Below are 12,771 nucleotides of genomic sequence, written 5' to 3'. Positions count from 1 at the left end.
AACCCTGAAATTGAGGGTTTATCCAAATCACCCATCTTCGCCCAAATCCCTTGATATGACAGAAATCAACTACTGGCTAATGAACAAGTGCATTTAAGTGGCTAAAAGGGGTTCCAACGAATCAGAAAAATCCATTCGCACATTTTTTGATTTCTATTTGATTAGGAAAGGTGCTCTTCAAAACTCAGGACGATTTGCTTCTTGATCATTTCTTGTCCCTAAAGGATTTTAGTAACACTTTGTTTTATGATTGGCAAAATCCCTTCTTCAAGCTCTTGGATTAATTCATCCTGGAAATCTTTTCGATTTTCTAGTGTTGGCAGTTCATACCCTGACTCTTGGATAACTAAAAGAAAAGCCAAAATCGTTCGATGAAACAGGGGATGAAGTAAGAACATTTTTGGGCATAAAGAAGGCGGACGTATTTCGATGCCCCCCTTTGAGGGATAGCAACCGTTCTGAGCTAATGAGGAATTTCTACTCAAACTTGAATTGATCCCTTAATTCATCAGATGGCGAGCCAAGCCAAGAGCAATACATACACCAACGCCTACATTCCAAATCAAAGCTTTCTTTCTTAAAAGCCAACGCATTTGGTATTCACCATTTAGATGGTGCATCATGCATGAAATACCAACCAATCCATGCCACTAAATTCAAGCCAACCACAAATGCCCATACCCTCCAGGGTTGATCTTTATCAGGCTTGGTAGGACTGAGTTTTGCCATCTTTAACTCCTGGATTGGTTAAGGGATTTTTTGATTTTCATACCATACAATTTTTCTATCGTACAAAGATCAGTAGCAATATCCCATGCCGTACAAGAAGGGTTAGCTGCACACCCTAACTCTGACCATATTCAGATAGTGATTTTTCTGCTTTCCAGGCAAAAATAATAATTCTGTCTTTAGTTCTAGTCATAGAAGTTTTAACGCCTAAGAACATAAGCCTAATCAACATACTGACTTATATAGCTCTACTTTATTCAAACTTGTGTAGAGCGATTAACCCTCCAATCCCACATAAAATATGGCACTACGAAAAGTGTCCAAGGGAAAGGACCTGTTAGACCATGAATCCTTAGATTTCATTTTAATTTTAGAAGGCTGCAAAGCTTTTGGAGAAGAATTGGGGCTCAATAATTGCCATTGCAATAACTGAAGTAGATATTGACAATGAAAGATTTGCCGGGAATATTGTTCAGTCCCAAATAGAAAAGGTTTTGCAATGCTCCAGTCAATCCTTATTAGTCGAATTAAGGAAACAACTACTTAGAAGTTGTTTTGTCATAGCACTTTTATCACCAAGCAAGGCGTTTGCTAATCCTTGCAATACAGAAGTAACAAGCCTGGACAATGCAGTACTGGGAAGTTCGGGAGACTGCAACGGAAAGCTAATAGTTAATAGACAAATATTAGTTGATGCTATTTCAGCGGGAGCAAGTAACGCTACCGATTACACAATAACAAAAGATGTTGGGGACGGAAATGGCGATAAGCAGTATACATTTGGGGACACATCAGGGGATGCCACTAAAGGAGATATTTACACAGGTAATATCAAAAACTTTTCAGGGTTATTTAAAGGTAAAAGGTATTTCAATGCAGATATAAGTCAATGGAATACTAGTAATGCCGAAAATATGAGTTATATGTTTAAAGGGGCTTTTAGGTTTAATAGAGATATAGGAGATTGGAATGTTGCCAAAGTAACTAATATGTATGGCATGTTTGAACGTGCTGTAAGATTTAATCAAGACCTGAATGATTGGGATGTCAGTCGTGTAACTACTACAGCAAAGATGTTTATGAAAGCTAATAAGTTTAATCAAAGCCTAAACAGCTGGGATGTGGAAAGCGTGGAAAATATGAACAATATGTTTAGAGGCGCCAAGGTTTTTAATGGGAATATCTCTAATTGGGTTACTTCTAGTGTTAAAAGCTTCCACCAAACTTTTCGTGGTGCAAAAGCCTTTAATCAAAATATTGGGAGTTGGAATACTGGTTCAGCTAGCGGATTCAATCAAATGTTCCGTGCTGCAAACGCATTTGACCAGGATTTAACTAGTTGGAATGTAATAAAAAGAAGGCAGAAACCAAAAAAGTTTGGCCCAAGCTTATCGAAAAGCAAGCATCCATGCTGGGGCAGTAATGGTTGCGCAGCGGGGCCAATATTGTCATCATCCTCACCTTCTGATGGACAAGTGGGTGTTCTTACAACCGCCAAGTTAACATTAAATTTCGATAGAGATGTTAAACCTAATAGAGGGTATATTGCTTTAAGGGAAAAAAATAGATGGGAAAATCTTAGAAAAGATGTAGCAAGATATAGAATAACCTCAAGCAGAGTTACATTCAGCGCTGACAAGCGATCAATCGAGGTTGACATAAGCAACAAACTTCAAGCAAATAAGGAGTACTGGATTTATATAAAAAATGACGTAATCAGATCAACATCAAATGATAGCTACAAAGGACTAGTAAGCCGAAGGGATTTGAATTTTACAACAAAATCAATAGACACAACAGCACCTACAGTCAAGCATTACTCTCCAGCAAATGAATACACTCAGCTAGACAAAGACAATCCTATATTGAAATTAGTTTTTACAGAAGATGTAAACTTTGGAACTGGTGACATCACACTTCGCAATTATGCGGACGATAGTGAAGTTCAAACTTTTGATGTTGCAAGCAATACAGATGTCTCTATTTCAGACGATGAGCTTACAATTAATCTAGTTAATAGTGATGGAGAGTCTGTTGTTGAAGCCGATACACGATATTACTTAGAAATAGATTCAGGAGCTATTGTTGATAAAGCATCTTCGCCAAATGCATTTACTGGAATCAGTAGCAAAGTTACATATAATTTCACGACTATAGGTACATCATCTTGCGGAAAGATTGAAGGCAAGACAAGAGGTAGAGGGGGACTAGGATATGCAACTACGGAAGTTAATATCTATAAGGCAAATGAAATTACTCCAATTGCTACTCTTCAGTCAGATGGTACAGGAAAATATGAATATTACCCTACAGAGGCTGGTACTTACAAAGTCGAATTCGTTCGACCATCAAGTGGTTCTAGATTTGCTAAAAGTGTTCTAGCAAAGAGCAATGGACAAGTTCAAACTGGGCGTTGGGTAAAAAATATTATTATCACTACAGCCTGTGAAGATGTCGATGGCATAGATGGATTACTGATTGACCCTGCAGGAGTTATTTACAATTCAAGTACTCGTTCTCCCGTATCAGGTGCAACAGTAAAGCTTTTATTTAATGGTGAACTTGTTAACAATGATTGGCTTGACAGTAGTGGTGGTGAAAATACACAAATAACTGGCTCCGATGGCTCTTATAGCTTTATTTTTAAAGCCGATTATGCTTCTGATGGAACCTATACAATTGAGGTTGAACCACCAGCTGCTTATTCATTTGAAAGTACTGAAATAACTTCAGAAGGTACAACATATACATCCGCATTAGGAGGCGGTGTAGAAGAAATCCAAGATCAGGATGAGGCTCCAGCATCAGGTGAAATTACTACCTATTATTTATCTTTTTCTTTCACATTTACGAATGAATCTTCCACTACTTCAAACGGTGTAGTTAATAATCATATACCTATTGACCCTCATTCAGATCCAACACTTAAAGCGGACGTTGTGGGACTTGCAGAAGCTTGGACCAATGCAGCAATTCGTTTTAGCAAATCAAGTATCAATGCAGTAAATAGACGTTTTGACTGGATCAGGAGGAATCAGGCTTCAGAAAAGAAATCGCATCAAGGAATCAAGGTTTCCTTTGTAAATCCATTAATTGAAAAAGCGGTCAATGGAACTTCAAAAGGGCTGAAAGATATGCGCGTTGAAGACTTTTCAAACTGGGCAAAAACAAATTGGTCAAATGAACGGCTTGTAGCTCAATCTGATGAAGTTATCTCCGATTTAAAAGAAGGCTCTATAGATATTGCGATAGCAGAAGTTCGTAATAAAACGGGAAAGCTCAACCTTAACCCAAAAGCAGGAAAGTTGATAGGCAACTGGTCAATGTGGACTGATGGCCAAATCATTTTTGGCAATTCTGATGGAAAATCCGTTTCGTCTAATCAGGAATCAGAGAGCACAGCCTTCACCTTAGGGATTGATAAACCGTACAAAGAAAATGGTTTGTTCGGGATCGCTTTTACGTTTGGCCATGATGATGTTGAGGTTGGAAGTTCAGGAAGTCGACTTGAATCAGACAACTACAGTCTTTCAATGTATTCAGCTAACCAACCTAAAAATTTTCTTCCTATAGAAGCTCAACTTGGTGTAGGCAAGATGCAAATGGATACACGAAGGATTGACAACTCAATCACCCATAAGGGTAATAGGGACGCAAATATGATCTTCGGTTCCATTGCCATACTTGGAGAATCCCTCTCTGAAGGTAATTTTCAAATCACCCCATATGGAAGGGTAGAAGCCGCTCATATTAAATTCAAAGAATTTTCCGAGTCTGGAAGCAACCTTGCATTGACTTTCAAAGAGCAAACACTCAATCGAAAGATGATTTCTTTTGGCATTGACCTTGGCTATGACATTCCCTTTGAGAACTGGAAATTCAGGCCATTCGGGAAAGTGGAATATAGCCATGATTTCACTGATGATTCAAATGTTGATATGAACTACGTTGGCGACTCTCGAAACTATCGATTAACGATTGAGAAAGCAGTTAGCGATTATTGGAATACAGCACTTGGTATTGACTTTTATACAGACAATCGTTTCTCTGCAAGTCTCAGCTATGAGCATGAGCAAGCAGGTACTTCCTTTTATACGAATTCATATCAATTCCACATCGATTGGTATTTCTAGCTTCTTACATAGCCAAATGGGAAATCCTGATCTAACTCTCTATTACCCAATCTAGATATTGCATGGGGCATCAATTTGCCCCATATCAGCCCTTATCCTTCGCTTCTGAATCAGTCAGGCCTTTTTGAGCGACAATAGAAGCAACTAAAACCTCTAGATCGAGGGTCTATCCAAACTTTATCCAAACTTTATCCAAACTAGAGAAATGGTAAAAATGGAAGAAGAAAAGCCTCTTACCAATAAAGAAGAGAAAAAAGAAATCGATGAGAACTCTCTACTTAATTATGAATACGACGAAGATGACGATGGTGTCGACTGGGAGACCTAAGAGAACGAAAGCATGACATATCGCATCACCAGACACGATGGAGAGGAAGACGACATCACCTCTCAGAGATTTGATAACTACGACGATGCCTATGACTTACTCGAGGAGATCTACGGAGATATGTGCTGCTCAGATGCTGACTACGAAGACCGTCCTTACTATGAGATAAGTGAATTTAACAACCGTGAGGAAACATAGTATTGCTATTGCTTTAAGTCTTGGTGTTGCAACTGCTTCAGGCTTCCTCCTCCTGCTAAGTCAAAAGGCCTACACACAAGAACAACAGCAAAACAAAATCAATTGCAGTTCACCCGTTTACAAAAGATCAGAAGAATGTAAGAAAAGCAATAAAGGAACGCACACCACTGATGAGAAGACAGGGTTGCCTGTAATTGAATTCTTAAAAGATATAGATTGGAAGTCTAAGGGTAGAAGTAAAATTCCATGGTCAAAGATTGTCAAGGTAACCTCAGCTTTAGATGGAGAGTATCAACTTGCTGTTTTCGACAGAGATTTTACCGATAGTTTCAACACAGGTGCAAAAGAAGGTGTGGTAACGAAGTGGACAACTGATCTTCTTCGAGGTTATACCTACTCTGCAGGTGGATGTGGTTTTTGGACATGCACATACACAAGAGGTGAAATTAATGATTTGCCTGATGTTGTCGAGCTGTATGTAGCAAGCAAAAGTTTTCGTCTATATGGTTCATCTGGGGAGTTTCCTATCCCTCAAGGGTTTATTGACCTAATAAAAAAAAGCAATGAGAATACAGAGGTTAATCTAAAGTTAAAAGGAGGATCTAAAAGTGTTGTAGTTCCGATAGGTAAAGGAACAATAGAATCTTTAAAGAAACTTTTTAGTAAAGCAATACAAACTTGGGCCAAACCAACAATCAGGATAAAGCCTCAGAGCGTTAGCAAAAGCTCCTTATCAACTGAAGATATTGCGACTAAAAGTCTTCCAGGTGTAGTTATGTTGAAGAATGACAGAGGGCTTGGTAGTGGTTTCATCATTAACAACAATGGTCTTGTAGTTACCAATAGACACGTCGTTGCTGGAGGTGATCGTAAGTTCCAAATAATTGCTCAAGGTGGTTTAAAGGCTGATGGAAAAGTTATCTATGTTGATAGAAAACTAGATTTCGCACTAGTAAATTCAAAGCCATTAAAGAGAATAAAACCATTACCTCTCTGCTTCGCAGACTACCCAATCCCTGGACAACGAGTTGTCGCGCTTGGGTCTCCAGATGGCCTCGCAGGTACTGTTACTGAAGGAATCGTTAGTGCGATTAGATATCCAAGTGGCCAACTCGAAGGTGTTGCTCCTAATTATGTGACTTTAATCCAAACAGATGCCTCGATTAGTCCAGGAAATAGTGGAGGCCCACTTCTTAATAATAAAGGAGAAGTCATAGGAATAAATACATTTAATGTACCTATGGGTGGTCGTGGTCAAAATTTAAATTTTGCAGTTTCTATCGTTGATGTCCTAAGAGCTGTGGAAGCTCAGAAGCCTGAAAAAGCTGACAGAGGATGGTTCAAAATATTCCAAAAGACAGTAAATAGATGTGGTAATTTAATGTGAGTCATATTTAATAAAATCTAAATATTAGCAGGAGAAAACATATCCCTCATCGTTTGCTTACTGAGAACGACTTAGGTCAAGTCGTTCCTTTTGCTCATCTCACATCGCAATATTAACTCCTTCCTTCGTGACTATCTCAACTACTCTTTCCATATCGTCAAGAGAACTTGAATTTGCTTCTAAACTTGTAAATACTGATTCGACTCCTCCTGGCTGTGCAACCATTACATACCTAGTAATCTTCTTTTTAGATATTGGAGCATGAATTGTTCCAGCAGGGACATCAATTGAACGCCCAGCAGAAACAACTGTACTAACTCCATTTACATTAAGATCCAATTCACCTTCAACCACAATGTAAGTCTCATCCCAATTATGAGAATGAGGTGGTTGCCCTACTCCTTCTGGGGTCTCAAATTCCAAGACACTATATTTACTATTCGTATCATTAGAAGTTAGCCTTAGAATTACTTTGTCTCCTAGTACTTCAATTAGTTTTGTCATAACCCTGCAAGAAAATTTAGTTAATTTTATACGCGTAGATGTAAAAAAAAAGTTTCTGATGAGCAAAGGAAAACTTTCGTTGTTGTTAGAAGGTATGAGTGCTATCAAGAACTTCAGAATTTCCTAAATCTCACTCAAAAGCCAGTTATCTACCTTTTTGGGTACAAGACTTTAACTATCGCTGGCTGCGCAATGTACAACTTGCAAAATGAAACCTAATAAAACCTCGAGATCGAAGGTCTATACAAACTTTATTCAAACTTGTAAATCGACTGAAGTGATCAACTTTTTTAGGTAGAGCTGAGTAAAGCTTTATGGGAACGGAACTCATTTGTTTTTGCTCAAAATTTCCTTGGTTGGGTTGATCTGAACTAGGTCTCCAATAAGTTTTTCACTCACTTCCCATAGTCGTTTCCTTTCCTTGTTATTCAAGGCAGACGAAGCCACTTCGCAAAGATTGGGGTAACCTCTGAAATTAAAACGAGGTCCATATTGTTCACCGCTTTTTGCTTTTGGGTCAGTTGCAGCAAGAAGTTGGGAAAGTGCTCCCATACGGGAACTCTGAAAAATTGGATTCATTAATTTATAAGCAATAGAAGCTTGCCAAGATCCATTTGCGGCAATAGTTGTGGGCTGCAAGTTTGTTCTGGCTAGACCTGGATGAGCAGAAAGAGAGGCAATATTTACATCTGATTCCTTTAATCTTTGATCTAGCTCTAAAGAAAACATGACATTCGCCAGTTTGCTTTGAGAGTATGAAGCCCAAGGATCATAGTTCTCCTCTCCCTGAAGATCACTCCAATTTATTTTCCCCATGTATTGAGCCCCAGAGGTAACAGTCACAACTCTTGCGCCAGACTGATTAACCATTAATGGCAACAATTTAAGAGTCAATGCCATATGGCTTAGATGATTCACTGCGAATTGAAGTTCCAGACCTTGCTTGCTACAGGTTCGAGGTGGAGCCATTACACCAGCATTATTAATTAATAGATCTAACTTCTGAAATACGCTTCCAACTTGATCTGCTGCTTTATTTACTTGAACTAAGTCCGATAAATCTATGTTCAATAATTCAATCGTCCCATAACTAGTTTTAGAAAGCAGTCTATCCCTAGCCTCTTTAGCTTTTTTAATCGAACGACAACCGAGAATCACTGTTGCATTCTTTTCAAGCAAGGCTTCTGCGGTATCAAAACCTAGACCACTATTTGCACCAGTAATCAGAGCTATCCGCCCATTTTGTTCAGGTATTGAATCAATTGACCAAACCATTGTGGTCCAACTCTTAAAGCATCACCCTATGCGAAATCTAGGTAACTAACAAACCCAAAGTCAGTTATAACCATATATGCCTACTGCTATAAAAAGTGGTAAATAAGCGTTGCTTATTCAAATCAACGTTACTAGCTCTGCCTTATTCTAATAGAATTCCAGCAAGCCTCTAACCTCTTTTATCGCAATAGCTGAAAAAAGATATCTCATATTGGCTGATGAAAAGTTAAAAGCTTTTGGTCGAATGAGTTCTCGAGTAGGAGTCTAGAGCCATTCGAACTTCATTCGAACCTTAAGAACGCCATAAATAGAGCTTCATGAATTTTTTCTTATGACAAGAATCAACTTGATAAAACCAAGTGAATTATCTGATCAACATCTAATTGCGGAGTATAGAGAAATTTTCATGGTTGGTTCAACACTCCAACGCTCAATAAAATCAAAGAGTTGGAAAAAAACAAAAGAAAACTTACCCAAAGAATTCACCTTGAATATTGGGCACGTCAAATTCTTCTACAACAAAGGGAAGTACCTGCACAAAAGATATTTAGAACTAATAGATGAAATGAAAAGTCGAGGAATGAATCCCAATCCAGAACGCCAATTTAAAAAAGAGCAGTGGCCAAATGAATTATATAAAGACTGGAGTCCTAAAGAGAAGGACTTGCAACTTATAAGAAAAAGAATCAAAGAAAAAATCAATCAAAAGCCAGATTGGTATCGCTGGACAAAGAAAATAGCGAAAAAGAGATTGTGCTCGAGATAATTTCTTGGCAATCTCAATAACACCCCCTACTCTGAAAACATGCTCAATGAACTAGGGATCAACCAATGGCAAATATGGACTTGTGATCTCTGTTCATTCCCTTAGACATATTGCTACAAGGAAACATGCTTCCTGCTGGAAGGCGATGTGACCCTTTCACCTGAAGGAGTGGAGCCTGAAAGGTTTGGCGTCGATGATTTTGTTGTCTTTCCTGAAGGGATGTCTTGTACATGGAAAGTGCAAAAGGTAGTCCGCAAGCACTATCGTTTTGGTAACTAAAAATCTATGCATCCCTGTGATCGAGGATTTCTTCAAACTCTTTTGAAACCGCCCATTTTCACCCAAAGGCCTTGATATGTCAGAAATTAACTACTGGCAATGAAAAAGGCGTTTGAGTGAGTGAAAGCGGTTACAAGGAATTTGCAAAATCCGTTCACACTCTTTTCACACTTTTGAGGCTCTAAATGACTAAAGAAAAAAGACCAAATCCTATGAAGGAGTTTCTAGACAAGTTCTTTGATTTATGTAAGGAATATCAAGAGGAAATCCCACCACAAAAAATGGCAGAGGCTTTAAGAGATTATGCAGAAAGGTTGGATGGGTGATGAAAGACCTACCAATTCTCCTGTCTTGTATTCAATAAAAAGTAATGCCCAATAAGCCTTCGAAATGGATTACCTCCCTGCGCGAAGAAATTCGACAGGAATGTGGAGAGGGATGGATGGTTCGCGGCATAGGGAAAGGGCTTGTTCAAAAGGTTCAGCTGACAGTTCGTTTTGAGGATGGCAACCGAACCAGCATTGTTCTTGGACCAAAAGCCAAGAACAATCCAGATTTTGTTCCATGGGTAGGAACAAGTGCCGGATGGATATTGAAAATCTCCACAGATATTTCGCTAATAATGAAATCTCAAGGAAAGGGTTTAGCTGAAGCATATGAGCTAGTGAAACAAAAGAACGAGTCTGGATTAAATGGTGCACTCGACTGGGAACAACTAGCTAGAAAATTCAAATCACATAAAACAAGTAATGGGAAGAAAGGATCACGAGTTTGGAACCGCAACTACCGAACTCCTATTGCCCGCACATTGCTTATCCTTACTGGCGAAACTTCTGTATCCAGTGGGTACTCAATTTTAAAAACCCTTGTTGACCGTCATGGAGGGGAACCTGGCTCAGCAAGCCGACGACTCCGGATCCAATACGCAGCGGAATTTCTACGATTTGCCTTTAAGAATGGGGCTAATAGAAGTTGGCTACCACCAGAGGATCTGAATATATTCATTGGAAAGAAGGCAACACTGAATAACTAGCCATCCCCTCTGCAAAAAAGAAAAGCCCCCGTTGCAGACAAGAGGCTCTTTTTATTCAGACCGTTTGATCCCCATCACCCGGCCGTTGAGATGACACTAGTCGCTGTCAAGAGATTTGTCATCGGCAGAAACACACTATTTATAGTGTTCTTTATATCAACCATAAGAAAAAACACTATTAGTGGGGGTTGATTTTGAGTTGAATCCCCCTTAGAAATAAGGTCCCCATCACCCAGGTCCGGCGCGTTTCGCAAGGGCCTTTTTTATTGCCTAGGCCTCATCACCATCCAGGCAATGAAAGTGAGCCCTGTCAGGCTCACAACTACATAAATCCAATCGGCATAGGGCGTCCAAAACATTTTCAGCTGTGGAGATAATCGATCAGTTTTTTGATGTGCTCTTTGTTTAGACAGCTAATGCGCGAAGTTGCAGGTATTTCAAGAAGTGCGCAAATAGCCAATAACTCATCTGTGCCTACCTTCAGTTTTTCAGATAGCTCTACAACTCGGATCGTCATAGCCGTATCCAATTGATTTCCGAACTTTTCATCTGATCGACAGTAGTAGCCGCAGTTAACTAATAATCAAAACCAGCAAGGGCTGAAAGCGAACCTATCGATTGGTCAGCAGCATCAATGCCAGATAATGGAATCAACTAAAAACCCTCGAGATTGAGGGTTTACCCAAACTTTACCCAAACCGCCCATTTTTGCCCAAATCGATTGATATGACTAAAATTAACTACTTGCTAATGAAAGCTTCCATTTGAGTGATATCAACCGTTCTAAGCGAATCACAAATCTCTATTCAAACTTTATCCAAACTAGAGAAATTATGATTTCACATAGCTTTTGTGGTCAATCTAAGAAACCTGTTCCTATATGAACGGCAAGCTAAGGAGTATTTATTTGCACATAAAGAGTATTTCTCCCCATTCCAAAATTGATATCCCTAACTATCTATCTAATAGAAGATAAGTTCATTCATTAATGGATGCTGATTCACAACTAAAAGAGATCTTGAAGATAGCGGTTAAAAATGCTGTATCAAGAATGGAAGCATTAGAAGAACCTTCTGATCGACGTTGCATTTTCCATGAGTACAAGGAATGGTTAGGAGAAAATATTAATGACGAAGTTTGGGCAATCCCGACAGAGCCAATTCAAGAAGATCTCAATAAGTAGATCTTGCACTGAATAGAGAATTAGTGCATTCAGCCTTCAGAAATAAATAAAAAGGGTTTGCTCAAACCTTAACCAAAGCGACCACTTTCGCCCAAACGCCTTGATATGACTGAGATTAATTACTAGCTAACAAAAAGAGGAATTTGAGTGGTGGTAATAGATTAGAAGAAATCAATGAAATCCATTCACACATTCTCAAAGAAAAGAAGGGTCTAGAAGTGATGGTCTATAAGAAAGCAAAAAAGGTCTTTGTTCACTCTTCACTGCAGTAATCACATCTTCTCCTGTGTGCCAAATCCATTGTTGTTGAGAAGATCTTCCATCAACATCAACACTTGTGCCAACTGGAGGACCAAAACGATGTCTTAAACCTGCCAAGACTTCGGTCATGTTTTCATAGTCCATTTCATAAGCAAGCTGTTTCAAGCCATCCTTGTCTTCAACACGAACACGAAGACTATTCACAGGTAAACCGCTCATCTGAAAATCTCTAACTTCATAAAGGCCCCTATTTAAATCTTCCTGAACAGGAGTTAAGGAAACACCAAGATGTCTCTCTACACTTGAAAGATCCATCCCCCACGACAAACCTTCCACGCAAGCTATCGCAGGTTTAGGCGTTAATTGAATAAACAAAAGGAGAACTGCTATAGCAACGTATCTAAGAGCCTTCGTCATTGAGTGTCATTGCGTCTTTCTCCTAAAGAAACTAGTCGGATCTATAGGGAAAGCATATCTTTTGTGAGCTATCAAACTTAAAATGATCAACAACTCCTAATGGGGAAGACCCCTCGCTAACTGATCTCTTTAAAAGCCAATAGCCTTCTCATTCACACACCAAAATTCCTGGAGATCCATTGATATGACTGAAACCAACTACTGGCTAATAAAAACTTCCCTTTAGGTGATATCAACCGATCTCAGCCAATCAGGGTTTCTATCCAAACTTTTTCCAA

At 39.0% G+C, this 12,771-nt stretch carries 14 protein-coding genes; 9 read left to right on the top strand and 5 right to left on the bottom strand.

The features are described from left to right. Positions 1-600: 600 nt before the first annotated feature. On the bottom strand, positions 601-729 hold the full coding sequence (locus SOI84_RS08230) for a hypothetical protein (RefSeq protein ID WP_320674051.1): 129 nt from the start codon (positions 727-729) through the stop codon (positions 601-603). Between the two features lie 389 nt (positions 730-1,118). On the opposite strand from SOI84_RS08230, the gene SOI84_RS08225 reads away from it, so the two are divergent. The 4 genes from SOI84_RS08225 (at position 1,119) to SOI84_RS08210 (ending at position 6,775) form a co-directional block, all read left to right on the top strand. Further along, a complete protein-coding gene (locus SOI84_RS08225; RefSeq protein ID WP_320674050.1) occupies positions 1,119-4,862 on the top strand; it encodes a BspA family leucine-rich repeat surface protein in 3,744 nt (1,247 codons plus the stop codon). Between the two features lie 205 nt (positions 4,863-5,067). Continuing rightward, positions 5,068-5,190 carry a hypothetical protein gene (locus SOI84_RS08220; protein ID WP_320674049.1) on the top strand — a complete coding sequence of 41 codons (123 nt, stop codon included), beginning with the start codon at positions 5,068-5,070 and terminating at the stop codon, positions 5,188-5,190. 12 nt (positions 5,191-5,202) lie between these two features. After that, positions 5,203-5,388 (top strand): hypothetical protein, encoded by a 186-nt coding sequence (locus tag SOI84_RS08215; RefSeq protein WP_320674048.1) that lies wholly within the window; start codon positions 5,203-5,205, stop codon positions 5,386-5,388. Next, positions 5,375-6,775 (top strand): S1C family serine protease, encoded by a 1,401-nt coding sequence (locus SOI84_RS08210; protein ID WP_320674047.1) that lies wholly within the window; start codon positions 5,375-5,377, stop codon positions 6,773-6,775. Before SOI84_RS08215 ends, SOI84_RS08210 begins: the two co-directional genes overlap by 14 nt. A 99-nt stretch (positions 6,776-6,874) precedes the next feature. Here the strand turns inward: SOI84_RS08210 and SOI84_RS08205 are convergent, their stop codons facing one another. After that, on the bottom strand, positions 6,875-7,279 hold the full coding sequence (locus SOI84_RS08205; RefSeq protein ID WP_320674046.1) for a cupin domain-containing protein: 405 nt from the start codon (positions 7,277-7,279) through the stop codon (positions 6,875-6,877). Between the two features lie 327 nt (positions 7,280-7,606). Further along, positions 7,607-8,554 (bottom strand): oxidoreductase, encoded by a 948-nt coding sequence (locus tag SOI84_RS08200; protein WP_320674045.1) that lies wholly within the window; start codon positions 8,552-8,554, stop codon positions 7,607-7,609. Between the two features lie 331 nt (positions 8,555-8,885). Between SOI84_RS08200 and SOI84_RS08195 the strand changes: the two genes are divergently transcribed. From SOI84_RS08195 to SOI84_RS08180, 4 genes are all read left to right on the top strand, one after another. Then, positions 8,886-9,320 (top strand): pyrimidine dimer DNA glycosylase/endonuclease V, encoded by a 435-nt coding sequence (locus tag SOI84_RS08195; protein ID WP_320674044.1) that lies wholly within the window; start codon positions 8,886-8,888, stop codon positions 9,318-9,320. A 147-nt stretch (positions 9,321-9,467) separates the two neighbouring features. After that, a complete protein-coding gene (locus SOI84_RS08190) occupies positions 9,468-9,599 on the top strand; it encodes a cupin domain-containing protein (protein WP_414153587.1) in 132 nt (43 codons plus the stop codon). Between the two features lie 185 nt (positions 9,600-9,784). Continuing rightward, positions 9,785-9,925 carry a hypothetical protein gene (locus SOI84_RS08185; RefSeq protein WP_320674043.1) on the top strand — a complete coding sequence of 47 codons (141 nt, stop codon included), beginning with the start codon at positions 9,785-9,787 and terminating at the stop codon, positions 9,923-9,925. Between the two features lie 44 nt (positions 9,926-9,969). Next, positions 9,970-10,632, top strand: a complete 663-nt coding sequence (locus SOI84_RS08180) for a hypothetical protein (protein WP_320674042.1) — start codon at positions 9,970-9,972, stop codon at positions 10,630-10,632. 361 nt (positions 10,633-10,993) lie between these two features. On the opposite strand, the gene SOI84_RS08175 is transcribed toward SOI84_RS08180, so the two are convergent. Next, a complete protein-coding gene (locus tag SOI84_RS08175) occupies positions 10,994-11,149 on the bottom strand; it encodes a hypothetical protein (RefSeq protein WP_320674041.1) in 156 nt (51 codons plus the stop codon). A gap of 471 nt (positions 11,150-11,620) precedes the next feature. On the opposite strand from SOI84_RS08175, the gene SOI84_RS08170 reads away from it, so the two are divergent. After that, the gene (locus SOI84_RS08170; protein ID WP_320674040.1) at positions 11,621-11,815 is read left to right on the top strand and encodes a hypothetical protein; all 195 of its coding nucleotides are present in this window, start codon (positions 11,621-11,623) and stop codon (positions 11,813-11,815) included. 195 nt (positions 11,816-12,010) lie between these two features. Here the strand turns inward: SOI84_RS08170 and SOI84_RS08165 are convergent, their stop codons facing one another. Then, entirely contained in the window at positions 12,011-12,493 is a 483-nt protein-coding gene (locus SOI84_RS08165) for a hypothetical protein (RefSeq protein ID WP_320674039.1), read from the bottom strand. Between the last annotated feature and the right edge of the window lie 278 nt (positions 12,494-12,771).

The sequence above is a fragment of the Prochlorococcus sp. MIT 1341 genome, assembly GCF_034092415.1.
Classification (GTDB): Bacteria; Cyanobacteriota; Cyanobacteriia; order PCC-6307; family Cyanobiaceae; genus AG-363-P08.
The sequence above is the reverse complement of the archived record's forward strand: the minus strand, read 5'-3'. Positions and strand labels throughout refer to the sequence as shown.

Bases quoted from the DNA above. Each gene is read 5' to 3' on its own strand.
- SOI84_RS08165 (WP_320674039.1), bottom strand. From the start codon at position 12,493: ATGACGAAGGCTCTTAGATACGTTGCTATAGCAGTTCTCCTTTTGTTT.
- SOI84_RS08220 (WP_320674049.1), top strand. From the start codon at position 5,068: ATGGTAAAAATGGAAGAAGAAAAGCCTCTTACCAATAAAGAAGAGAAA.
- SOI84_RS08175 (WP_320674041.1), bottom strand. From the start codon at position 11,149: ATGACGATCCGAGTTGTAGAGCTATCTGAAAAACTGAAGGTAGGCACA.
- SOI84_RS08230 (WP_320674051.1), bottom strand. From the start codon at position 729: ATGGCAAAACTCAGTCCTACCAAGCCTGATAAAGATCAACCCTGGAGG.
- SOI84_RS08200 (WP_320674045.1), bottom strand. From the start codon at position 8,554: ATGGTTTGGTCAATTGATTCAATACCTGAACAAAATGGGCGGATAGCT.
- SOI84_RS08195 (WP_320674044.1), top strand. From the start codon at position 8,886: ATGACAAGAATCAACTTGATAAAACCAAGTGAATTATCTGATCAACAT.
- SOI84_RS08215 (WP_320674048.1), top strand. From the start codon at position 5,203: ATGACATATCGCATCACCAGACACGATGGAGAGGAAGACGACATCACC.
- SOI84_RS08185 (WP_320674043.1), top strand. From the start codon at position 9,785: ATGACTAAAGAAAAAAGACCAAATCCTATGAAGGAGTTTCTAGACAAG.
- SOI84_RS08170 (WP_320674040.1), top strand. From the start codon at position 11,621: ATGGATGCTGATTCACAACTAAAAGAGATCTTGAAGATAGCGGTTAAA.
- SOI84_RS08180 (WP_320674042.1), top strand. From the start codon at position 9,970: ATGCCCAATAAGCCTTCGAAATGGATTACCTCCCTGCGCGAAGAAATT.
- SOI84_RS08205 (WP_320674046.1), bottom strand. From the start codon at position 7,279: ATGACAAAACTAATTGAAGTACTAGGAGACAAAGTAATTCTAAGGCTA.